At 64.8% G+C, this 21025-nt stretch carries 22 protein-coding genes and 1 riboswitch; of the genes, 11 read left to right on the forward strand and 11 right to left on the reverse strand.

Annotated features, from left to right (window positions below; genetic code table 11):
* Positions 1-30: 30 nt before the first annotated feature.
* Both ACSBOB_RS04190 and ACSBOB_RS04195 read right to left on the reverse strand, forming a co-directional pair.
* On the reverse strand, positions 31-330 hold the full coding sequence (locus ACSBOB_RS04190; RefSeq protein WP_442581209.1) for a CcdB family protein: 300 nt from the start codon (positions 328-330) through the stop codon (positions 31-33).
* On the reverse strand, positions 330-572 hold the full coding sequence (locus ACSBOB_RS04195) for a type II toxin-antitoxin system CcdA family antitoxin (protein WP_442581210.1): 243 nt from the start codon (positions 570-572) through the stop codon (positions 330-332). Before ACSBOB_RS04195 ends, ACSBOB_RS04190 begins: the two co-directional genes overlap by 1 nt.
* Positions 573-856: 284 nt before the next feature.
* Between ACSBOB_RS04195 and ACSBOB_RS04200 the strand changes: the two genes are divergently transcribed.
* Complete coding sequence (locus tag ACSBOB_RS04200; RefSeq protein WP_442581211.1) at positions 857-1501, forward strand: DUF47 domain-containing protein; 645 nt, start codon at positions 857-859, stop codon at positions 1499-1501.
* A gap of 14 nt (positions 1502-1515) precedes the next feature.
* Positions 1516-2520 (forward strand): anion permease, encoded by a 1005-nt coding sequence (locus ACSBOB_RS04205; protein ID WP_442581212.1) that lies wholly within the window; start codon positions 1516-1518, stop codon positions 2518-2520.
* A gap of 27 nt (positions 2521-2547) precedes the next feature.
* On the opposite strand, the gene ACSBOB_RS04210 is transcribed toward ACSBOB_RS04205, so the two are convergent.
* Positions 2548-4365, reverse strand: a complete 1818-nt coding sequence (locus ACSBOB_RS04210) for an ABC-F family ATP-binding cassette domain-containing protein (RefSeq protein WP_442581213.1) — start codon at positions 4363-4365, stop codon at positions 2548-2550.
* A gap of 10 nt (positions 4366-4375) precedes the next feature.
* Complete coding sequence (locus tag ACSBOB_RS04215; RefSeq protein WP_442581214.1) at positions 4376-5017, reverse strand: thiamine diphosphokinase; 642 nt, start codon at positions 5015-5017, stop codon at positions 4376-4378.
* An 85-nt stretch (positions 5018-5102) separates the two neighbouring features.
* Positions 5103-5217: riboswitch (TPP riboswitch) on the forward strand.
* Between the two features lie 42 nt (positions 5218-5259).
* Here ACSBOB_RS04215 and thiB point away from each other — a divergent pair.
* The 4 genes from thiB to ACSBOB_RS04235 all read left to right on the forward strand — a co-directional run bounded on the left by thiB (position 5260) and on the right by ACSBOB_RS04235 (position 10496).
* A complete protein-coding gene (thiB, locus tag ACSBOB_RS04220; RefSeq protein ID WP_442581215.1) occupies positions 5260-6264 on the forward strand; it encodes a thiamine ABC transporter substrate binding subunit in 1005 nt (334 codons plus the stop codon).
* Positions 6265-6509: 245 nt separating this feature from the next.
* Positions 6510-8108 (forward strand): thiamine/thiamine pyrophosphate ABC transporter permease, encoded by a 1599-nt coding sequence (gene thiP / locus ACSBOB_RS04225; RefSeq protein WP_442581216.1) that lies wholly within the window; start codon positions 6510-6512, stop codon positions 8106-8108.
* A complete protein-coding gene (gene thiQ / locus ACSBOB_RS04230; RefSeq protein ID WP_442581217.1) occupies positions 8105-8866 on the forward strand; it encodes a thiamine ABC transporter ATP-binding protein in 762 nt (253 codons plus the stop codon). Before thiP ends, thiQ begins: the two co-directional genes overlap by 4 nt.
* Before the next feature lie 133 nt (positions 8867-8999).
* Positions 9000-10496, forward strand: coding sequence for a M48 family metalloprotease (locus ACSBOB_RS04235; protein ID WP_442581218.1), 1497 nt, complete (start codon positions 9000-9002; stop codon positions 10494-10496).
* A 329-nt stretch (positions 10497-10825) separates the two neighbouring features.
* On the opposite strand, the gene ACSBOB_RS04240 is transcribed toward ACSBOB_RS04235, so the two are convergent.
* Together ACSBOB_RS04240 and ACSBOB_RS04245 are read right to left on the reverse strand one after the other, a co-directional pair.
* Positions 10826-11017, reverse strand: a complete 192-nt coding sequence (locus ACSBOB_RS04240; protein WP_442581219.1) for a hypothetical protein — start codon at positions 11015-11017, stop codon at positions 10826-10828.
* 308 nt (positions 11018-11325) lie between these two features.
* The gene (locus ACSBOB_RS04245; RefSeq protein WP_442583631.1) at positions 11326-11829 is read right to left on the reverse strand and encodes an invasion associated locus B family protein; all 504 of its coding nucleotides are present in this window, start codon (positions 11827-11829) and stop codon (positions 11326-11328) included.
* Between the two features lie 333 nt (positions 11830-12162).
* On the opposite strand from ACSBOB_RS04245, the gene ACSBOB_RS04250 reads away from it, so the two are divergent.
* Complete coding sequence (locus tag ACSBOB_RS04250; RefSeq protein ID WP_442581220.1) at positions 12163-12735, forward strand: sigma-70 family RNA polymerase sigma factor; 573 nt, start codon at positions 12163-12165, stop codon at positions 12733-12735.
* A 36-nt stretch (positions 12736-12771) separates the two neighbouring features.
* On the opposite strand, the gene ACSBOB_RS04255 is transcribed toward ACSBOB_RS04250, so the two are convergent.
* The 4 genes from ACSBOB_RS04255 to ACSBOB_RS04270 form a co-directional block, all read right to left on the reverse strand.
* A complete protein-coding gene (locus ACSBOB_RS04255; protein ID WP_442581221.1) occupies positions 12772-13116 on the reverse strand; it encodes a YkvA family protein in 345 nt (114 codons plus the stop codon).
* A gap of 308 nt (positions 13117-13424) precedes the next feature.
* Entirely contained in the window at positions 13425-13730 is a 306-nt protein-coding gene (locus ACSBOB_RS04260; protein WP_442581222.1) for a 4a-hydroxytetrahydrobiopterin dehydratase, read from the reverse strand.
* A 79-nt stretch (positions 13731-13809) separates the two neighbouring features.
* Complete coding sequence (gene thpR / locus ACSBOB_RS04265) at positions 13810-14403, reverse strand: RNA 2',3'-cyclic phosphodiesterase (RefSeq protein WP_442581223.1); 594 nt, start codon at positions 14401-14403, stop codon at positions 13810-13812.
* A gap of 189 nt (positions 14404-14592) precedes the next feature.
* Positions 14593-15237 carry an arylesterase gene (locus ACSBOB_RS04270; protein ID WP_442581224.1) on the reverse strand — a complete coding sequence of 215 codons (645 nt, stop codon included), beginning with the start codon at positions 15235-15237 and terminating at the stop codon, positions 14593-14595.
* A 61-nt stretch (positions 15238-15298) separates the two neighbouring features.
* On the opposite strand from ACSBOB_RS04270, the gene ACSBOB_RS04275 reads away from it, so the two are divergent.
* From ACSBOB_RS04275 to ACSBOB_RS04290, 4 genes are all read left to right on the forward strand, one after another.
* Entirely contained in the window at positions 15299-16000 is a 702-nt protein-coding gene (locus tag ACSBOB_RS04275; protein ID WP_442581225.1) for an ABC transporter ATP-binding protein, read from the forward strand.
* A 291-nt stretch (positions 16001-16291) separates the two neighbouring features.
* Complete coding sequence (locus tag ACSBOB_RS04280) at positions 16292-18835, forward strand: ABC transporter permease (RefSeq protein WP_442581226.1); 2544 nt, start codon at positions 16292-16294, stop codon at positions 18833-18835.
* A gap of 271 nt (positions 18836-19106) precedes the next feature.
* Positions 19107-19886, forward strand: a complete 780-nt coding sequence (locus tag ACSBOB_RS04285; RefSeq protein ID WP_442581227.1) for a Bax inhibitor-1/YccA family protein — start codon at positions 19107-19109, stop codon at positions 19884-19886.
* A 109-nt stretch (positions 19887-19995) separates the two neighbouring features.
* Positions 19996-20565, forward strand: coding sequence for a GNAT family N-acetyltransferase (locus ACSBOB_RS04290; RefSeq protein WP_442581228.1), 570 nt, complete (start codon positions 19996-19998; stop codon positions 20563-20565).
* Here the strand turns inward: ACSBOB_RS04290 and ACSBOB_RS04295 are convergent.
* Complete coding sequence (locus tag ACSBOB_RS04295; protein ID WP_442581229.1) at positions 20562-20945, reverse strand: DUF2794 domain-containing protein; 384 nt, start codon at positions 20943-20945, stop codon at positions 20562-20564. The two genes, ACSBOB_RS04290 and ACSBOB_RS04295, sit on opposite strands and share 4 nt — an antisense overlap.
* Positions 20946-21025 lie beyond the last annotated feature (80 nt).

Below are 21025 nucleotides of genomic sequence, written 5' to 3' on the forward strand. Positions count from 1 at the left end.
GCCACGGGCACAGCGGCCTCCTGTACGCCTTCAAAATCCCTGAAACAGCATGTCGAGCGCCGCGACGATTTCGTCCTGATGGCGGAGGAAGTTGGTTCGCGGCTCCGGCAGGCGCGACACAGCGACGGTCGCGATGAGATGCATGAACATCACGTGTGGCTTGCCGTCGATCACAAAGGCCGGATTGAGCCGGCGTATGACCTTCACCGACGCAGTGGCTGGCAGTAGCGGCGCCACCACCCGTGTATTGAGATCACTCAGCAGATCGGCCTGAAGCTCGAGCAGGAACCCGTCGCCGGAAGGGTTGGGAAAGACGTCATATTTCGCCATCAGGCTTGCCGCTGCTCGTCCAGGGACAGGCCCTGCTTCTCCGCGTAATCATTGAGACTCTGAATGACGTCGCGGTTCTCGATCTTCCATAGCCGCGCCTTCTCTTCGCCAATCGCCCTGGCGATGCTCTCCTCGGCGACGCGCGAGATGTTGATGTCGAGATTCTTCGCCTCGGCGACGAGACGGGCGTCGAGGGTAAGGTTCGTGGGTTTTCGAACGACTGAACGGGCCCCGGCGCGCATGACGCATTCCCTATCCAGAAAACGCGCATAGCATATGCGCATGAACACCACTCACGCAACCAGGCAGGTCGCAGGCCGGTTGGCGGTCATCTCCCTGACAGCCCGCGTGGAGACTTGAGCGGTGTCTAAAACAGACAGTCGACAATTTGAGTTGGGGATGGTTCGGCCATTTTTGCGCCGGCAAAGGACTCTGCCGGAGAACCACGTTATGTTGCCGTCCGCCGGGCGAAACCAATGCCGCTGCGGCACGTTGCCGGCTAATTGTGGGGATGGAGGTGTGGCCGATGCTTGGATGGTTCCGTGCGCTGCTTCCTCGCGAGGACCGGTTCTTCGACCTGTTCGAGAAACATGTAGCCCTCGTCGTCGAGGCGGCCGGCGCGCTGGAAAAGCTCCTTGAAGGCGGTGCGGATGTCGAAAAACACGGCCGCAGGATCGTCGTGCTTGAGGACCAGGCGGACGAGGTGACGCGACAGGTCATGGAAGCCGTGCACCGCAGCTTCATCACACCCTTCGACCGGGGCGACATCAAGGACCTGATCCAGTCGCTCGATGATGCCGTGGACATGATGCACAAGACCGTCAAGACGGTCAGTCTGTTCGAGCAGCGTTCCTTCGAGCCGCGCATGCGCGAGATGGGCGCGATCATCGTGCAGGCGGCGAGGCTCACCGCCGAGGCGATCCCGCTGCTCAAGAAGGTCAGCGCCAATGCCGCCCGCCTCCAGGCCCTGGCGCGGGAAGTAACCATCGTCGAGGGACGCGCCGACGAACTGCATGAGGAGGGCCTCAAGGACCTGTTCCGGCGCCACGGCCAGTCCAACGGCATGGCCTTCCTCATCGGCAGCGAGATCTACGGCCACCTCGAGAAGGTCGTCGACCGCCTCGAGGACGTGGCCAACGAGATCAGCGGCATCGTCGTCGAAAACGTGTAGCGGCAAAAGCACTGATGGACGCCACGCTTGCCTTTCCCCTGCTGGTCGGCCTGGTCGCCGTCGCGCTGTTCTTCGATTTCCTGAACGGCCTGCACGACGCCGCCAACTCTATCGCCACCATCGTCTCGACCCGCGTGCTGAGGCCTCAGTATGCGGTGTTCTGGGCGGCCTTCTTTAATTTCATCGCCTTCCTGTTCTTCGGCCTGCATGTCGCTCAGACGCTCGGCACCGGCATCATCGACGCCTCGATCGTCGATCCGCGCGTCGTGTTCGCCGCGCTGGCCGGCGCCATCGTCTGGAACCTGGTGACCTGGTATTTCGGCATTCCGTCAAGCAGTTCGCACGCTCTGATCGGCGGCCTGGTCGGCGCGGGTGTCGCCAAGGCGGGCGGCGGCGCGATCGTCTGGGGCGGGCTGCTCAAGACCTCGGCGGCGATCGTGCTCTCGCCCGCGACCGGCTTCGTGCTGGCGCTCCTGCTCATCCTGCTGGTTTCCTGGCTGTTCGTGCGCGCCACGCCTTTCGCCGTCGACAGCACGTTCCGGGTGCTGCAGTTCGTGTCGGCGTCGCTCTATTCGCTCGGCCATGGCGGCAACGACGCCCAGAAGACGATGGGCATCATCGCGGTGCTGCTCTATTCGCAGGGCTATCTCGGCAGCGAGTTCTACGTGCCATTCTGGGTGGTCATCTCCTGCCAGACGGCGCTGGCGCTCGGCACGCTGTTCGGCGGCTGGCGCATCGTGCACACAATGGGATCGAAGATCACCCGCCTCAACCCGATGCAAGGCTTCTGCGCCGAGACGGGAGGAGCGATCACGCTTTTCGCCGCGACGTGGCTCGGCATCCCTGTGTCGACGACGCATACCATCACCGGCGCCATCATCGGCGTCGGAGCGGCCCGCCGGGCTTCGGCGGTCCGCTGGGGCCTGGCCGGCAACATCGTCGTCGCCTGGGTGGTTACCATCCCGGCCACCGCGCTGATCGCAGCGCTCGCCTATGCGGCTGTCGCGCCGTTCGGCTGAGGAAGCCGGCTTCGAAGCCGGACCGGATTACCCTTCCATCTCCTCGCGCAGCATTTCGAGTTCCAGCCACTCGTCCTCCAGCGCCTTGAGAGTCGCGCGCTCCTTGTCGAGCGCGGCGATGGTTTTCTGGAACGAGCCGGGATCGCGCGTGTAGAAGGCGGGGTCGGCGATGCGGTCCTCCAGTGCGGAGATGGAGGCGGCGACCGCTTCCATCTTCTTCGGCAGGTTTTCCAGCGCGAATTTCTGCTTGAAGGAGAGTTTTTGCGCAGGCGCTTTTGGTGCGGCGGGCTGGGCCGGGTCGGCTTTTGCGGCTACGCCGGTATCGGCCTTCGCCTCGTTGCGCCGGTCCGCCAGCTTCGTGCCGCCGCGCTGCGCCAGCATGTCCGAGTAACCGCCGGCATATTCGATCCAGCGCCCGCCGCCGTCCGGCGCGATGATGCTGGTGACCGTGCGGTCGAGGAAGTCGCGGTCGTGGCTGACCAGCAGCACGGTACCGGCATAGCCCGCCACCAGTTCCTGCAACAGGTCGAGCGTTTCCATGTCGAGGTCGTTGGTCGGCTCGTCCAGCACCAGCAGGTTGGAGGCGCGGGCCAGCACGCGCGCCAGGATCAGCCGTGCCCGCTCGCCGCCGGAAAGCTCGCGGATCGGCGTCCGCGCCTGCTCCGGCTTGAACAAAAAATCCTTCATGTAGGAGACGACGTGCTTTTCCTCGCCGTTGACGACGAGGTTGTCGCCGCGCCCGTCGGTGAGGAAATGCGAGAGCGTCTCGTCCGGATCGACCGCGCGCTTCTGGTCGAGCGTGGCGATCTCCAGATTTGCCCCCAGCCGGATCGAGCCGGTGTCCGGCGCAAGGTCGCCGGTCAGCATCTTCAGCAGCGTCGTTTTTCCCGCCCCGTTCGGCCCGACCAGACCGATCCGTGCGCCGCGCGCGATGCGGGTCGAAAAATTGTCGACGACGGTGAGATCGCCATAACGCTTGCCGATGCTTTTTGCCTCTATGACGAGCTTTCCGGATTCGGAAGCGTCGCTGGCGGCGAGGTTGACCAAACCCTCCGGACCGCGATGGCCGCGCAGTTTCTGGCGCATGTCCTGCAAATCGCCGAGGCGGCGCATGTTGCGCTTGCGCCGGGCGGTGACGCCATAACGCAGCCAGTGCTCCTCGCGCACGATCTGCCGCGCCAGTTTGTGCTGGTCGCGTTCCTCTTCCTCCAGCACCGTATCGCGCCACGCCTCGAAATGCGCAAAACCCCTGTCCAGTCGGCGCGTCTGGCCGCGATCCAGCCAGACGGTGGCGCGGCTGACGCGTTCGAGGAAACGGCGGTCGTGGGAGATGACGATGATCGCCGAACTCGACCGGTTGATCTCGTCCTCAAGCCACTCGATGGTTTCGAGGTCGAGATGGTTGGTCGGCTCGTCGAGCAGCACGATGTCAGGCTGCGGCGCCAGCACGCGGGCGAGGGCGGCGCGCCTCGCCTCGCCGCCGGAGAGCGTTTCGGGCTGCTCCTCGCCGGTCAAGCCGAGATTCTCCATCAGATAGGTCGCGCGATACGGATCGTCGGCAGGTCCGAGCCCGGCTTCGACATAGGCGCGCACGCTGGCAAAACCTTCCATGTCGGGGATCTGCGGGAGGTAGCGGATCGTCGCCGAAGGCTGGCGGAACACCTCGCCGTCCTGCGGCTCGATCAGCCCGGCGGCGATCTTCAGCAGTGTCGATTTTCCCGATCCGTTGCGGCCGATCAGCGCGATCCGGTCGCCGGCGGAGGCCGAAAGGGCGGCGCCGTCGAGAAGCGGCGTGCCGCCGAAAGTCAGGCGGATGCCGTCGAGGGCAAGCAGAGGGGGAGCCATGTCGGTCTTTCTATTCCTGCCCGGCCGGTTGCGGATGAACGATCAGCATGGCGCGGCCTGCGCGGACGGTGACTTGCAGAAGGCCGTCCGTCTCGTTGGAGATGGTCCATGACGAGCCGAACGGCACCTCGACATCGTGCAGCGGCCATTTCGCGCCGGTCACCGTCAGGCCGGAAAGTTCCGAGAAGGCGATGACGCTGAACAAGGTATTGTTCGGATAGGAAAATTCCGACCTGCCGCCGAGCGGAAAGCCCTCCTGGTTGCCGCTGGTCAGCGTCACCGGAATTCCGCGCTCCGACAGGCGGATCGCGAGCGTCAGGTGCAGGAATTCGTGGTCGCTGCGTGTGCCCCCAAACGCGCCGACCATAAGCAGCGAGGTGGCGCCGCGTGCGATGGCGATATCGGCCGCCAGTTCCCCATCCGTCTTGTTCTTCTCGCGCGGAAATCCCTGCCGATCGACGCTTCGCAGATGCGCCGGCAGGTTGTCGGGCTCGGAATCGAAATCGCCGACCCACAGTTCCGGCAGAAGCTCGAGCGCCGCCGCATGCTTCATCCCGGCGTCGGCCGCGATGACCCGCGACCCCGCGACCTGGCGCGCGACGGCGGGCGTGGGGACAAGATCGCCGCCAAGCAGGATGGTGAAAAGGCTCATGCGGCAGGGCTCTATCACGGCGGCGGCGGAAAACGGAAGCCGACAAAGCCGCTTGCGCGCATGCGCCGCCGGGCCTATGGTCCGCCCCGCTCTAACGGGGTGCCGGCTGTGGGAAACCACCGACCGGCTGAGAGGCGAAACGCCAACCCGCTGAACCTGATCCGGCTCGTACCGGCGGAGGGATTAGAAGCGATCGGACAGTCCGGCGCCCATTCCCTTCAATTCAAACGATGGAGGCGCCGATGCGCAAGACTGTTACGATACTGCTCCCCGCCCTGCTAGCGTTCGGCCTTTCGCCGGCGGCCGCTGAGCAAAAGACCCTCACCGTCTATACGTATGAAAGCTTCACCGCCGAATGGGGCCCCGGTCCGCAGGTGGAGAAGGCATTTGAAGCCGAGTGCGGCTGCGACCTCAAATTCGTCGGCGTGGCAGATGGTGTCGCCCTGCTCAACCGCGTGAAGCTGGAGGGCGCCGGCACCAAAGCCGAAATCGTGCTCGGCCTCGACACCAACCTGACCGCCGACGCCAAGGCGACCGGCCTGTTCGCGCCATCGGGCGTCGACACGTCCGCCGTCAATGTGCCCGGCGGCTGGAGCGACGACACTTTTGTGCCGTTCGACTACGGTTATTTCGCCGTCATCTATGATTCCGAAAAACTGCCCAACCCGCCGAAGAGTTTGCACGAACTCGTTGATGGCGACCCAGCCCAAAAAATCGTCATTCAGGACCCGCGCACCGCAACGCCCGGGCTCGGCCTGCTTCTGTGGGTCCGCTCCGTATATGGCGACGAGGCGCCTGCCGCTTGGGCAAAACTCAGGAAGCGTGTGCTGACTGTCACGCCGGGCTGGAGCGAGGCCTACGGCCTGTTCACCAAGGGCGAGGCGCCGATGGTGCTGTCCTACACAACCTCGCCGGCCTACCACATCGTCGCGGAGGGGACCGAAAAATACAAGGCAGCGCCGTTCTCCGAGGGCCACTACCTGCAGGTCGAAGTGGCGGGCATGACAACGGTCGGCGCCGCCAACCCGCTGGCAAAACAGTTTCTTGCTTTCATGACCGGCCCGAAATTCCAGGACGTCATTCCCGAGACCAACTGGATGTTCCCGGCGGGGAAGACCGACAAGCCGCTGAACGCCGCCTTCGACGCGCTGGTGAAGCCGGAAAAGACGCTGATCTACAGTTCCGAAGAGGTCGAGAAGAACCGCAAGGCCTGGGTGGATGAGTGGCTGTCGGCGATGAGCGAGTAAGCCGAAGCCGCTAGTCGTCCAAGTGTCCGCCCCTTCGCGCCCCCCTCTGTCCTGTCGGACATCTCCCCCACGAGGGGGGAGATTGGCCGGCCGCTTGGCTTTCGCCAAACACCAACGTCGCAAAAAGAGCGGCACAGTTGAAGCTGCCAGTCTCCCCCCTCGTGGGGGAGATGTCCGACAGGACAGAGGGGGGCGCGAAGGAACATTGACTTCCAAGGTCGGCCAAGGCCGCCCGGAGGCGCGCCTTGTCTGATCGCCGCATACTGGCCGGCGCTACCGCCCTTGCCGCAATCTGCATCCTGATCGGCGGGGCGTTTCTCGGGCTAGCGCTCGAAGGTTTCGGCGACTGGTCGAGCGCTATCGCCGCCTTTGACGGCTATCTCCTGCGCATAACGCTGTTCACGCTCTGGCAGGCGGCCTTGTCGACGCTGCTGTCGATCATCCCCGCCATCCTGCTTGCCCGCGCCCTGTCGCGCCATCCGGCCTTTCCCGGCCGCGCCTTGATCCTGCGGCTGTTCGAGCTGCCGCTGGCATTGCCGGCGATCGTCGCGGCGCTCGGCCTGCTCGAGCTGTTCGGCCGCGCCGGATATCTGGCCGGCCCGCTCGGCTGGTTTACCGGCGGCGACTGGCCCGGTATCTACGGCCTTTCCGGTATCCTCGTCGCGCATGTCTTCTTCAACCTGCCGCTGGCCACAAGACTGTTTCTTGAGGCGCTGAACACGGTGAGTGCCGACCAATGGCGGCTGGCGAGCCAGCTCGGCATGGGCGCTGTTCCATCCTTCCGCTTCATCGAATGGCCCGTGCTGCGCGCCGCCCTTCCGGGCGTCGCCGGGTTGGTGTTCATGCTCTGTATCACGTCCTTCACGCTGGTGTTGACGCTGGGCGGCGGTCCCCACGCTACGACGCTGGAGGTTGCGATCTACCAGGCGCTGCGCTTCGATTTCGATCCGGCGCGGGCGGTGACGCTGACGGTGTTGCAGATCGCTTTGACGGTCGCGGCGGTGCTGGTGCTGGCGCGCCTCGGCGCCAACGTCACCGGCGAGGCCAGTCTCAGCGTCGCGTCGCCTCGCCCGCCTGCCGCCGGCAAGGGTGAGACGGCGGTCAACGCGCTCTTGCTCGGCGCGGCGCTGCTCTTCGTCGCCGGGCCGCTGGCGGCGACGCTGGTTTCCGGTCTGCAGGCCGATCTTCTGCGGCTGGCGGGCGAGGCAAGCGTGCAAAGGGCGACGGCGACGAGCGTCGTGCTGGCGCTGGCGGCCTCCGCCCTGTCGGTGGCGCTGGCGTGGTCGCTGGTCGCGGCGCGGCGCGCGCTGGCCGCTTCCCGCCGTTCCGGCTCGCTGCTGGAACGGATGATGGACACGGGCGCGGGCTTCGTGCTCGTCGTGCCGCCGATCGTCATCGGCGCCGGCTGGTTCCTGCTGGTGCGCCGCCACGCCGACGTGTTTGCCATCGCGCCGGTGATGGTGGTGACGGTCAATGCCGTCATGGCGATGCCATTTGCCATCCGCGCCATCCGCCCGGCTCACGACGCCGCAGCGGAACGGCACGACCGGCTCTGCGCGGCGCTCGGCCTCTTCGGCTGGACGCGGCTGAAACTCATCGACTGGCCGGTGCTGAAGCGCGCGCTCGCCACGGCCGGCGCCTTCGCCATGGCGCTCTCGCTAGGCGATCTCGGCGTGGTCGCTTTGTTCGGCAGCGATTCGGTGCAGACGCTGCCCTACCTGCTTCTGGCGCGCATGGGCAGCTACCGCACGGCGGATGCCGCGGGCGTCGCGTTGCTGCTCGGGCTGCTCTGCCTGGCGCTAATGATGATCGCCGACCGGTTCGGCAGGGAGCCCGCCCGATGACCGTCACTAAGGCCGGCATTCGAGTTGAAGGCGTGCGCTTCCGCTATCCCGACATGGAGATGCGGTTCGACGCCGATATCCAGCCGGCGTCGATCACCGCTGTGATGGGGCCGAGCGGTTCGGGAAAATCAACCCTGCTCGACCTGATCGCTGGTTTTCGCACGCCGGAGGCCGGACGCGTGCTGATCGACGGTGTGGATGTCACCGCGCTGCCGCCGGACCGGCGCCCGGTCTCCATGGTGTTCCAGGAGAACAATCTTTTCGCCCATCTCAGCGTGGAGAAGAATGTCGGCCTTGGCCGTTCGCCATCGCTGAAACTGTCGTGGGCGGATCACCAGGCGATAGCCGAGGCACTTCAGCGTACAGGCCTTGCCGGCAAGGAAAAACGGCTGCCGCGCGAACTTTCCGGCGGCGAGCGGCAGCGAGTGGCGATCGCTCGCGTGCTGGTGCGCAACCGCCCGGTGCTGCTGATGGACGAACCGTTTGCGGCGCTCGGCCCGTCGCTGCGCGATGACATGATGGACCTGATCACCGCGTTGCAAGCCGAACGCGGCCTTACCGTCGTGCTGGTGACGCACCATCCGGAGGACGCGCGGCGCGTGGCCAGCCATATGATTTTCGTCGAGGACGGCGAGGTGGTTGCGGCAGGGTCATCCGCCGATTTTTTTGGTAAAACTGGACCGGAGGCGTTCCGGCGCTATATCGGTCAGGCAGGCCCTGCCGACGAATTGCTGAGAATCGCCCGCAAGCCGACATAATTGCGAGGCAGACGGGCCTTGCTACCTTTCTGTCGTTGTGTTCGGAATGCGTAATGGCTAGCCCCGCACAACGTTTGGAAGGCGAGATTCGCCTGCGGCCATAGAACGAGAGGAACCTGCCCTGCCGGACGTCGTGAACAGACGCGAAGTTTCGTATGCCTTCCTGCGTGCGAATGCCCGGCGTCTGGCGGCGCTGGCTTTTGTGGTGTTGCTGGCGGGCTGCGAGAGCTTTCCGTCGAGCGTCGAGGAATCCAATTTCCAGCCTTCGGACAAGCCGGTCACGGTCGACACCGTCACCCGCAACGACCGGCTGGCGGAACTGGCGCGAGCTCAGCATCCGCGCATCCTGGCCACCTATGGCGGCGAATATTCCGATCCCAAGCTGGAGCGCATGGTCGCAAAAGTGGTCGGCAGCCTGACTACGGTGTCGAACAACCCGACGCAGACTTATCGCATAACCATCCTCAATTCGCCCAACGTCAACGCCTTCGCGCTGCCCGGCGGCTATCTCTACGTGACGCGCGGTCTTCTGGCGCTCGCCAATGATTCGGCGGAGCTTGCCGCGGTGATCGCCCACGAGATGGGCCACGTCACCGCCAATCACGGGCTGGCGCGCCAGCAGAAGGAAGCCGAGGAGGTTTTGGCCACCAAGGTGGTGAGCGAAGTGCTCGGCGAGACCCCGACCGCCAAGGTAGCGCTGATCCGAGGCAAGCTCAGGCTGGCCCAATTCTCGCGCAACCAGGAGCTCGAGGCCGATGCGATCGGCATCAAGACCAGCGGGCTGGCCGGCTACGATCCCTATGCGGCGGCACGCTTCCTGCAATCCATGGCCGACTACAGCAATTTCCGCTCGATTAGCGGCGCGACCGATCCCAGCCTCGATTTTCTTGCCAGCCATCCCAACGCGCCGCAACGCATCGAGCTTGCGCGCATGCATGCGCGCCAGTTCGGCCAACCGGGCACCGGCGCCACCGACCGAGACTCGTTCCTCGCCGGCATAGACGGCCTGCTCTACGGCGACACGCCGGAAGAGGGCTATGTGCGCGGCAGCACCTTCCTGCATCCGGGGCTCGGCATATCGTTCTCGGTGCCGACGAATTTTGTCATCGACAACAGCGCCGCCGCGGTGACGGCCACCGGACCGGGCGACGTGGCGATCCGCTTCGACGGGGTCACGCTCGACCGCAAGGTCACGCTGCCCGACTACATCCGTTCCGGCTGGGTGACCGGCCTGGACGCCGCCAGCGTCCGCACCGAGACGATCAACGGCAACGAGGCGGCGATAGCCAGCGCGCGCGCCGAAGGCTGGCAGTTCGACATCACGGTCATCCGCGTCGGCGGCCAAGTCTACCGCCTGCTCACCGCGGCGCCCGTCGCGAACACGACCATCAACGTCATCGCCCGTTCCGTCGGTGGCAGCTTCAAGGCGCTGAGCGCCAGCGAGAAGGCGGCGCTCAAGCCTCTACATGTGCGGGTGATCACCGTGAAGGCCGGCGATACGGCCGGCACGTTGTCGGCGAAGATGGTCGGCGTCGACCGCAAGCTCGACCTGTTCCGCCTGCTCAACGCGCTGTCGCCGGTGGCGTCGGTGTCGGCCGGCGACAAGGTGAAGATCATCACGGATCAGTAAAGTCGGCAGCGCCTGGGATTGGCCGATTGATCGTGCGTCCTTCGAGGCTCGCCGTCAAACGTCGAGCCCAACGTCCTGCTTCCGTGAGATTCGCGCCACAGCATGAGGACGGGCGTGCCTGAACGCCAATCGTAGACAGCACACGAAACTGATACCAGGATTCAATGATCAGCACCGGCGTGCCCATTCTGGAAGGCCGCTCGGTCGGCGGCGGATGCTGGCTTTGGCACTGATTCTGGGCGTTGATCGCAAGACGTGCGGGATGGACCGTCAGAGGCTGCGCGATGCCGCCTGCCTCTTGCCGGTTGGCACGAGCAGTACCCGGTGGCTCAATGGCTCGACGGCACGAGTTCCGGCGCTGATAGCCTGCTCGTTTGCCGCCAGATGCTGGCCCGACAGGGCGGAACGAGGCTGCGCATCGCCGCAAGCAATTGCTCGGTTGTGACGAGCCCGGTAGTGGTCGCGAAGGCCGACATCAGGATCATGCCGCCGACCAGCGGGTTGCCGATCTCGCGCGCCATCCGCGTCGCCGCGACCTCGTCGCGAGCTGAGCCGAAATCTCACTGTCAGTGAGGATCCGCGCATTCGCACGCAACCGCTCGCGCGGGGCTTCTCAGAAAGGTTCTGTCGCAAATTTTTTTGGAGATCCCGAGACGTAGAAAACTATTTCCTGGCAAAGGCTCATTCACACGCTTGGGCGACTAGATCAACGTCCGATTCGGCATTTCAATAGCCCAATACCGGTTCTCTGAGCATCGTGTTCAAACGCTTGAGAATTTCGTTCTACATCGGACTATTTTTGCGACAGAACCAACCTGATTGGTGTTTCTTACTTACAACTCGCGATCGACGAAAGCGCTGCCGAAATGCCCTTCAGCGAAAACGTGTAGCCCGTCGGGTTGCCGCGGCCTGATTTGGCGGCGATCTTCATGTCCGAGCCACCCTTCATCGCGGCGATCAGCAGAGGCTCCTCGGCGGCATTCTCGACCCAGGCCGACTTGCCCTTGGTGAACATCGAGAATTTCTTGTCGCCGACCGAGACCTGGACCTTGGAATTCTCCTGGAAATTATAGGACGCGATGAATTGCGGCTCGTAGGTGACTTGCTGGCCGGGGCGTTGGCTGACGAAGAAGAAGATGTCGCCGTGGTCGAGCGTCGTCGGCTGCTTGTCGGTCGGCACGGTCAGCACGTAGCACACCTTGCCGTTGCCGGACTGGTAGCTGTAGGTGCCCCAGGCATTGTGCTGGCCGATCTTGGTCGCCTGCTGGGCAAGCGCCGGCACCACAGCCGCAACGAGAACCAGGCCCGCAATCGCCGCTAACAATCCGCGCATGTTTTTCATCGTCTCGCTTCATTTGCTGGAATTGCCGAAACAGGCCTGGTTGGACCCACGCCCGTTCGTTTAATTTTGAATTAGTCAGGGTTACGAAATGGTGAACATCCGCGAAAAAGGGCACCGCCATCCGTACCACCACTAGACCTGCGCCGAGGCCTTCCGTGGCCCGATGCAGCGTCCCCTTGGCCCACATCAAGACAAGAAAAGCGGCAGCAGTTTGACTTTTTTGGCCGACATGCAATGGAGGGCGCGATGAAGGCGGCCGGCGAGGCCGCCATGGGGCGATGACCTCCACGCGGCGGAGATACGGCTTTCCGGCATGATCCGATCATGACCAATTCGCGCGATGAGGAGTTTTCACGGCTTGCCGCCCTGGTGGCCCGCGATGGCGACCGCGCCGCATTCACGCGGCTGTTCGATCATTTTGCGCCGCGCATCAACGGCTATCTGCAGCGGCTGGGCATGGAGCCGGCGATGGCCGAGGATCTCGCGCAGGAGGTGATGGCCGTGCTGTGGCACAAGGCGCATCTGTTCGACCCGGCCAAGTCTTCGCTGGGAACCTGGCTGTTCCGCATCGCCCGCAACCGCCGCATAGACCTGCTGCGCCGCGACCGGTCACATCTTCTTGACCCGTCCGACCCGATCCTGCTGCCGGAGGATCCTGAGCCGGCGGACGAGGGCATGGATGCGCGGCGGCGCGACGAGCGGGTGCGGATCGCCATGGCAGCGCTGTCGGGCGAACAGTTGGAGCTCCTGCAATACGCCTTCTTCGTCGGGCTGACGCATAGCCAGATCGCCGAGCGAACCGGCCTGCCCCTCGGCACCGTCAAGTCGCGGATCAGGCTGGCTTTTGGCAGGCTTCGGAAGATATTGGAAGCCGACGGCGCTGTCGACACCGACTAAGCGCTGGTGCGAAAGCATCGGGCCAAAACGGATCGATCAGGAAATATCGTCAAGCGCCTCGCGGGCGGCGAGCCGGTGCGATGGTTTGACATGGGCGCGCACGGCGGCAAGTGCGGCGGTCAGCACCGCGATGTCGTCGGTGAAGCCGATGCCGAAGAAAACGTCGGGAATGGTGTCGGCTGGCAGGACGAAATAAGCCAGCGCCGCCAGCAGGATACCCTTGGCTCGGAGCGGGGTGCCCTTGTCCATCGCGCAATAGTAGCCGGCGACGACTTCGTCCATGAACGGAACCTGTGCGGCGGCTTTCCTGGCGGTGCGCCAGAATTTTTCCCGCACGTCCAGCTCCGGCGCGTTATCCTGAGATTTGGTCGACTTGGCCATCCAATTCTCTCCCTTCAGGCAAAAATGTGGGGAGGGGTCTGCCCTGCTGCAAGAGTTTTCGTGGATGGGGGACAATTGCGCGCAAATCACGTGAGAGGCAGATGTGAGCGTGTAGCACAGCTTTTTGGTCATTCCGACACGTTTTCAGGCCGAAATCCATCGCGTGAAGTCCGGAAGATTGTTTTCAACCAACGGGTTATCGCGAACACTGATCGAACAAAGGCGAATTGAGTTCGCGCGGCGCCGTCTTTTACCGGGCCAAGACCGTTTTTCCGGCCTGCCGCGTTGCCGCAGGCACCGAAATCAGCTCACGAACTTGCCGCGCCGGCGAAGCGGTTCATCCTGGCCGCCAACTCGAAATCGAGCCGGGTCAGCCCACCCGCATCATGGGTGTTCAAGGTGACCTCGACGGTCTCGTAGACATTCGACCAGTCGGGGTGATGGTCGAGCTGCTCGGCGGCGAGCGCCGAACGGGTCATGAAGGCGAAGGCTTCGCTGAAATCGGCGAAGACGAAACGGCGGCGGATCGAAGCGCCGTCCCCTGCAAGGGTCCAGCCATCGAGTTTCGAAAGCCCGGCACGGATCGCCGCCTCGTCGAGTTTTGATCTGGCCATTACGCCTTCCATGTCCGAGCCGAACCCGGGATGATGGGCCACCCTCTTTCGTGCTCGGGAGATGAGGGGAGGAGCAATCCTACCGCAGGGTGCGGTCCGCGTCAGCGAAATTGGCGGACAGGTTCGGGCGCGTGTCGGCGCCGGCCAGCGGCCAGACTTCCTCCACCACGTAAGGGCCGCCGCCGACCGAATCGCGCGACGACATCAGCACGAAGCGGCCGACCCGGAAGGGCGCGGCGGAGAAATTGCCGCGCGCCGAGAGATAATGCGCGACGTCGATCGGGCTGGAGTTGCGCAGCCGCGCCAGGGTGACATGCGGCGTGAATTTGCGCGGGTCGGCCGGGAGGCCGAGGCGCTGGCAGATACGATCGATCTCGGCCTGTAGCGCAATCAAGTCGGGCGAGGGCGCGGCGGCCGCGAAGATCGAATGCGGCTTCTTGCCGCCGAAGGCGCCGACGCCATCGAGGCGAAGCTGGAAGGCCGGGCGGCGTACCCGGTCCAGCGCGTTTGCGATCTCGTCGGCGACATGGCCTTCGATGTCGCCGAAGAAGCGCAGCGTGATGTGGTAGTTCTCGACGTCGATCCAGCGGGCGCCCGGCAGGCCGCCTCTCAGCAAAGAGAGGGAAAGGGCTGCGTCACGCGGAACTTCGAGGGCGGTGAAAAGACGCGGCATGAAGAGCCTCCCTTCCTCGAATCGACTTACAGGTCAAGCGAATCATCGATCCGTCGCGACGGCAAGCGGTTTGTGTGCATTGCAACAGCAAATCGCCTTACGTTGCGCAATCTTGAGCGAGGTGAGCCGATCCATGATCATTTCGTTCCGGTCCGGACGCCGTTGCGTCGGCGTTCGGCCGCAGTTCCGTCAGGTCGACCCCTTGGGCGCGGCCAGCACCTTTTCCATTGTCGGCAGGAATTTCTCGACCATCTTGTCCACGCCGGCGGGATTGGGATGCATGCCGTCCTCCAGTTGCAGATCGCGGTTGCCCGCGACGCCATCGAGGAAGAACGGATAGAGCGCCAGCCCGTACTTCGCGGCGAGGTCCGGATAGATCGCATCGAACGCCGCCTGATAGTCGCCCCCGAGATTGGGGGCGGCGCGCATGCCGGCGAGCAGTACGGTGATGTTGCGCTGCTTCAGCCGCGAGATCATCTGGTCGAGGTTCTTGCGGGTGATGTCGGGGGTCACGCCGCGCAGCATGTCGTTGGCGCCAAGTTCCAGAATGACGATGTCGGTACCGTCCGGCACCGACCAGTCGAGCCGGGCCAGGCCGCCGCTGGAGGTGTCGCCGGACACGCCGGCGTTGGAGATCACGACATCGTGACCCCCGGCTTTCAGCGCCGCCTGCAGCCTGTCCGTGAACCCTTTGCCGGCATCCAGCATGTAGCCGGCCATCAGGCTGTCGCCGAAACCGACGATTTGGCGCGGTTCGGCTTGAGCCTGAACAAAGCTGAGCGCCGAGGCCATGACAGCCGCCGCGACAAAAAGCATGAAACGTTTGAAAGCCATGCGCAAAAGCCCATATGACGGAAACATGCCGCCGATTTCCCACTCCATATAGGGCTATTCCGTGACCGCAGAAGCCGTCATCGAACTTCGCGATGTTTCGTTGACGCTGGGCGAAGGCGCCTCGTCGGTCCACGTGCTGAAGTCGATCAGCCTCGATGTTATGGCCGGCGAGACCGCCGGCATCGTCGGTCCTTCGGGGTCCGGCAAGTCGACGCTGCTGATGGTGCTGGCCGGGCTGGAGGGGGTCGACAGCGGCACGGTGCGGATTGCCGGCAAACTGCTCAACGGCAAGAGCGAGGATGAGGTGGCGGCCTTTCGCGGCCGCACCATCGGCATCGTCTTCCAGTCCTTCCACCTGATCCCCAACATGACCGCACTTGAAAATGTCGCCGTGCCGCTGGAGCTTGCCGGCCATGCCGATCCGTTCGGCTGGGCGGCGCGTGAACTCGCGGCGGTGGGGCTGAGCGAGCGGCTGACGCATTATCCCGGCGAATTGTCCGGCGGCGAGCAGCAGCGCGTGGCGATCGCCCGGGCGCTGGCGCCTTCGCCGCGCATCCTGATCGCCGACGAACCGACCGGCAACCTCGACCAGGCGACCGGCCGGCAGATCGCCGACCTGCTGTTTTCCGAGGCGGCCGAGCGCGGCACGACGCTGGTGCTGGTCACCCACGACCCGTCGCTTGCGGCGCGCTGCTCGCGGCAGATTTCCATGCGCTCGGGGCGGATCGAGGCGGGTGCGCCTCGGCTTGCCGTGTCGGCTTAGGAAGCGAATGGTGAGTCGCGCTATACGGTGTAGCCCTCTGTCGTCCCGGGTTGGGCCGCTCACCCCCACCCCTAGCCCCTCCCCACAAGGGGGAGGGGGATCGGCTTGCGTCTCCGTCAGGCGCCAATCGTCGGCGGTTTTGTGCGGCATGGCCGCTGCAAAGTCCCCTTCCCCCTTGTGGGGAGGGGCTAGGGGTGGGGGTAATTTCGCACCAGCATGTCGGATCGTCCGTTGGTCTGATCTCCGACGTGTGGAGAGAGCACTTCCGCAGCCACGCCCGGGGAGCCGCTCATGATGTCCTCCCTCAAACTCGCTCTGCGCTTTGCATTACGCGAAATGCGTGGCGGGCTCTCTGGATTCCTGATCTTCCTCACCTGTATCGCGCTGGGCGTGGCGGCGATCGGCGGGGTCAATTCGGTGGCGCAGGCGATAACCGCCGGCGTGGCGTCGGAGGGCCAGGCGTTGCTCGGCGGCGACATACGGTTCGAACTCAACCAGCGCGAGGCGACCGAAAGCGAAGCGGCTTTCCTCAAGGACCTCGGCACGCTGGCGGTAAGCGCCAACATGCGCTCGATGGCGCGGCTGGAGGACGGATCGGACCAGGCGTTGGTGGAGGCCAAGGCGGTCGACGGCGTCTATCCGCTCTTTGGCCAGTTGCTCACGGAACCGGCGCTGTCGCGGGAGGACCTTTTCGGCGAGAAAGACGGCGTGTTCGGCGCGGCGGCGCCGGATCTTTTGTTCGAACGGCTCGGCTTGCAGCCGGGAGCCCGAATCAAGCTCGGCAACGCTACCTTCGAACTACGCGCAAAACTGACCGGCGAACCGGACGCCATCTCCGACGGTTTTGGTTTTGCGCCGCGCCTGCTGCTCTCCATGGACGGATTGCGCGCGTCGGGCCTGGTACAGCCGGGCAGTCTGGTCGAGCACGCCTACAAGATCCGCCTGCCCGACGGCACAAGCGAGGCGCGGTTGGCCGAGATCCGCACGGAGGCCGCGCAAAAATTCCCCGAGGCTGGGTGGAGTATCCGTACCCGCAGCAACGCCGCGCCGGCGCTGTCGTCCAACATCGAGCGGTTTTCGCAGTTCCTGACGCTGGTCGGGCTGACGGCGCTGGTGGTGGGAGGCGTGGGCGTTGCCAATGCGGTCAGCGCCTATCTCGACGGCAAGCGCGGCGTCATCGCCACCTTCAAGAGCCTCGGCGCATCGGGCGGCTTCGTGTTCACGCTCTATCTCGCGCAGATCATGATCATCGCGGTGGCGGGCATCGCGGTCGGGCTGGTGCTTGCGGCGCTGATGCCGTTCGCGGCGAGTGCCGCACTTTCGTCGCTGATCCCGGTGCCGACCGAGGGCGGCATCTACCCCGGCGCGCTGGCGCTGGCCGCCGTGTTCGGTGTGCTGGTGACGCTTGCCTTCGCAATTTTGCCGCTCGGCCGCGCCCGCGACGTGCCGGCGACCGCGCTGTTCCGCGAGGCCGGTATCGGCGGTCGCGGGTTGCCGCGATGGGTCTATCTGGCGACGACGCTCGGCATCGCAGCGCTTCTGGCGGCGATGTCGATCTGGTTCGCGACGGACAGGCGCATCGCCGCGATCTTCGTCGGCGCGGCGGTGTGCTCCTTCATCGTGCTGCGTGTGGTCGGGCTTGCGGTGCAGGCACTGGCGCGCCGCGCGCCGCGCGTGCGCTCCACCGCGCTCAGGCTGGCGCTGGGCAACATCCATCGCCCCGGCGCGCTGACGCCCTCGGTGGTGCTGTCGCTCGGGCTCGGCCTGACTCTGCTGGTGACGCTGGCGCTGATCGACGGCGATTTGCGCCGGCAGATCTCCGGCAGCCTGCCGGAGCGCGCGCCGAACATCTTCTTCGTCGACATCCAAGCGGCAGATGTGGACGCCTTCAGCAACCTCGTCGGCAGCCTGTCGCCGGAGGGCAAGCTGCTGCGCGTGCCGATGCTGCGCGGCCGGATAATGGAACTGAACGGCGTCGACGTGCAGCAGGTAAAAGTGCCGCCGGAAGGCGCCTGGGTGCTGCGCGGCGACCGTGGCCTGACCTATTCGGAGACAATTCCCGAAAACGCCACGCTGAGCGAAGGCGCATGGTGGCCGGAAGATTATTCCGGCGAGCCGCTGGTCTCCTTCTCCGCCGAGGAGGCACGGCAGATCGGCCTGAAGATCGGCGACACGGTGACCGTCAACGTGCTCGGCCGCAATGTCACGGCCCGCATCGCCAGTCTGCGCGAGGTGAAGTGGGAATCCATGGGCATAAACTTCGTCATGGTGTTCTCGCCCAACACTTTTGCCGGCGCGCCGCATGCGTGGCTGGCGACGCTGACCGCCCGCGACGCGCCGCCGCAGGAAGAGGCGCGCATCCTCAACCAGGTGACCCGCGCCTATCCGGCGGTAACGACGGTGCGCGTCAAGGACGCGCTGGACATCGTCAACCGGCTGGTGGCGCAGCTCGGCACCGCGATCCGCGCGGCGGCCAGCGTTGCGCTGATCGCCTCGGTGCTGGTGCTGGCGGGGGCGCTTGCTGCCGGCAACCGGGCGCGCATCCATGACGCGGTGGTGCTGAAGACGCTGGGCGCCACGCGGCGCACGTTGATCGCCGCCTTCTCGCTGGAATACATGCTGATCGGGCTGGCAACGGCGGTGTTTGCGCTGGCGGCGGGCGGCGTGGCCGCCTGGTTCGTGGTCGCACGCATCATGACGCTGCCGTCGAGCTTTTCGCCGGCGGTGGCGGTCTCAACGATAGGGATCGCGCTGGTGCTGACGGTCGGCATAGGCCTCATCGGCACATGGCGGGTGCTGGGGCACAAGGCGGCGCCGGTGTTGAGAAACCTTTAGGCAGTCGGCAATGGGCAGTCGGCAGTAGGTTAAGAAACAATTGCCGACTCTAAACCCCTACTGCCGACTGCCCATTGCCGACTGCCCGCTCTGATCAATTTCGTATGAGATCGTAGAAAAACGTCGCTTCACGTTGGGTTTCGGTCCGTAATGGCTCTTGTCCTTCGCCGCGAGACGCATCATATTCCGGGCAGGCATGCTGGAGCCCTGCCAGCGGCGCCTGGGCGTGACCGCCCGACACCCGACGGGGCAGAAGCAACAGAGGAAATCTATGGCTGACCTTCGCAACTACCAGGCGCGCGTAGCGAATGCGGGTTCGCGCGCGGACGCCGGCATCGACGAGGGCCTGCGCGCCTATATGCTAAAGGTTTACAACCTGATGGCGCTGGGCCTCGTTATCACTGGCTTTGCCGCCCTCGGCATCATGATGCTGGCCACCACAAACGACCCGTCGCTGGCCGCCGCCACGCTCGGCAACGGCAAGATGCTAACCTCCTTCGGCGTGACATTCTTCACGTCCCCGTTGAAGTGGGTCGTCATGCTCGCTCCGCTCGGCATGGTGTTCTTCCTGAGCGCTCGCATCCAGTCGATGAGCGTGTCCAGCGCGCAGATCGCGTTCTGGGTTTTCGCCGGCCTGATGGGCCTGTCGCTGTCGTCGATCTTCCTGGTCTACACCGCGCAGAGCATCACGCAGACCTTCTTCATCACCGCGGCCGCCTTCGGCGCGCTGTCGCTGTTCGGTTATACGACCAAGCGCGACCTGACCGGCATGGGCACGTTCCTGTTCATGGGCGTGATCGGCCTGGTCATCGCCATGGTGGTCAACATCTTCCTGCAGTCGCCTGCCATGCAGTTCGCCATCTCCGGCATCGGCGTGCTGGTGTTCGCCGGCCTCACCGCCTACGACACGCAGAAGATCAAGGAGATGTATTTCGAAGGCGACGATACGCTGGTGGCCGGCCGCAAGGCGACCATGGGCGCGCTGACGCTCTATCTCGACTTCATCAACCTGTTCTCGTTCCTGCTGTCGTTCCTCGGCAACCGCGAGTAATCGCGCCGGCACTCAGGTTTGGACTGGACCAAAGGGCGGCCGCTTGGCCGCCCTTTTCTTTTTGGCGTCATCGCTCTATCCGTAGGCACTTTCGGAGCGTGCCTATATCATGAGCAGTATCGTACTGAGGGATGCCGTCGAGGACGACCTCGACCGGGTTGCGGAAATCTACGCCGACGCCGTTGCAACCGGGACGGCGTCTTACGAATTGGAGCAGCCGACCCGGGCCGAGATGGGGGCGCGGTTTGCAGCGCTGCAAGGTGGCGGCTTTCCCTACATCGTTGCGGAGACGCCGGATGGCATTGCAGGCTACGCCTATGCCGGGCCGTTCCGGCCGCGCCCGGCCTATCGTTTCATCGTCGAGGACTCGATCTACATCGCGCCCGCCGCCAAGGGGCAGGGCGTAGGCACGCTGCTGCTCAAGGAACTGATCGGCCGTTGCGAAACGCTCGGCTTCCGCCAGATGATCGCGGTGATCGGCGACGGCCGGCCGGAAAGCCCCTCCGTGAAGCTGCACGAAAAGCTCGGCTTCCGGCATTCGGGCAGGCTCGAAGGATCAGGCTACAAGCATGGCCGCTGGCTGGATACGGTGTTCATGCAGTTGGCGATGAATGGCGGGGCGAGCCGGGCGCCGGATGCGGAGTCATGGCCGGAGCGACGGTTTAGGACGGAGGTTTAAGCTCCGACCAGCCTGAGCTTGCTGTCGAAGACGCCGAGCACGCGCGCAAGCTCGTGGCCGCGCTTCAGCACGGCGCCGGTGGCGGCTACGACCGCGAACATGCCCTGCTTGCGCGCGAGCTTCGGATCCTTGACGATCTGGAACAGCGGCAGATCGTGGGCGCGGCGGTAGACCGAGAAGACGGCGCGGTCGAGCCGATGGTCGATCGCATAGTCCCGCCACTCGTTGGCGGCGACCATGCGGCCATAGAGCCGCAGGATCTGGTCGAGTTCGCGCCGGTCGAAGGAAACCGGGATGTCGAGCCGCTCACGCCTTGCCTCGTGGAGCGGAATCAATATTGCGGATTCGTCCCCACCCTCCCCTCCGCTGCGATCGGTCATTCGCGACTGCCTTCCATGACGGTTTCACGACATGAAAAACTGGCCCGTTCGCGGTCAAATTGCAAGGCCGGCGATTCGCA

Source organism: Mesorhizobium sp. KACC 23794 (assembly GCF_052180275.1).
Taxonomy (GTDB): domain Bacteria; phylum Pseudomonadota; class Alphaproteobacteria; order Rhizobiales; family Rhizobiaceae; genus Kumtagia.

What these genes read in the sequence shown, in the direction of transcription:
- thiQ (WP_442581217.1), top strand. Translation starts at nt 8,105, where the DNA reads ATGACCGTCACTAAGGCCGGCATTCGAGTTGAAGGCGTGCGCTTCCGC.
- ACSBOB_RS04205 (WP_442581212.1), top strand. Translation starts at nt 1,516, where the DNA reads ATGGACGCCACGCTTGCCTTTCCCCTGCTGGTCGGCCTGGTCGCCGTC.
- ACSBOB_RS04260 (WP_442581222.1), bottom strand. Translation starts at nt 13,730, where the DNA reads ATGGCCAGATCAAAACTCGACGAGGCGGCGATCCGTGCCGGGCTTTCG.
- ACSBOB_RS04215 (WP_442581214.1), bottom strand. Translation starts at nt 5,017, where the DNA reads ATGAGCCTTTTCACCATCCTGCTTGGCGGCGATCTTGTCCCCACGCCC.
- ACSBOB_RS04190 (WP_442581209.1), bottom strand. Translation starts at nt 330, where the DNA reads ATGGCGAAATATGACGTCTTTCCCAACCCTTCCGGCGACGGGTTCCTG.
- ACSBOB_RS04250 (WP_442581220.1), top strand. Translation starts at nt 12,163, where the DNA reads ATGACCAATTCGCGCGATGAGGAGTTTTCACGGCTTGCCGCCCTGGTG.
- ACSBOB_RS04270 (WP_442581224.1), bottom strand. Translation starts at nt 15,237, where the DNA reads ATGGCTTTCAAACGTTTCATGCTTTTTGTCGCGGCGGCTGTCATGGCC.
- thpR (WP_442581223.1), bottom strand. Translation starts at nt 14,403, where the DNA reads ATGCCGCGTCTTTTCACCGCCCTCGAAGTTCCGCGTGACGCAGCCCTT.
- ACSBOB_RS04255 (WP_442581221.1), bottom strand. Translation starts at nt 13,116, where the DNA reads ATGGCCAAGTCGACCAAATCTCAGGATAACGCGCCGGAGCTGGACGTG.
- ACSBOB_RS04210 (WP_442581213.1), bottom strand. Translation starts at nt 4,365, where the DNA reads ATGGCTCCCCCTCTGCTTGCCCTCGACGGCATCCGCCTGACTTTCGGC.
- thiB (WP_442581215.1), top strand. Translation starts at nt 5,260, where the DNA reads ATGCGCAAGACTGTTACGATACTGCTCCCCGCCCTGCTAGCGTTCGGC.
- ACSBOB_RS04240 (WP_442581219.1), bottom strand. Translation starts at nt 11,017, where the DNA reads ATGGCGCGCGAGATCGGCAACCCGCTGGTCGGCGGCATGATCCTGATG.
- ACSBOB_RS04245 (WP_442583631.1), bottom strand. Translation starts at nt 11,829, where the DNA reads ATGCGCGGATTGTTAGCGGCGATTGCGGGCCTGGTTCTCGTTGCGGCT.
- ACSBOB_RS04195 (WP_442581210.1), bottom strand. Translation starts at nt 572, where the DNA reads ATGCGCGCCGGGGCCCGTTCAGTCGTTCGAAAACCCACGAACCTTACC.
- ACSBOB_RS04290 (WP_442581228.1), top strand. Translation starts at nt 19,996, where the DNA reads ATGAGCAGTATCGTACTGAGGGATGCCGTCGAGGACGACCTCGACCGG.
- ACSBOB_RS04280 (WP_442581226.1), top strand. Translation starts at nt 16,292, where the DNA reads ATGATGTCCTCCCTCAAACTCGCTCTGCGCTTTGCATTACGCGAAATG.
- ACSBOB_RS04295 (WP_442581229.1), bottom strand. Translation starts at nt 20,945, where the DNA reads ATGACCGATCGCAGCGGAGGGGAGGGTGGGGACGAATCCGCAATATTG.
- ACSBOB_RS04285 (WP_442581227.1), top strand. Translation starts at nt 19,107, where the DNA reads ATGGCTGACCTTCGCAACTACCAGGCGCGCGTAGCGAATGCGGGTTCG.
- ACSBOB_RS04200 (WP_442581211.1), top strand. Translation starts at nt 857, where the DNA reads ATGCTTGGATGGTTCCGTGCGCTGCTTCCTCGCGAGGACCGGTTCTTC.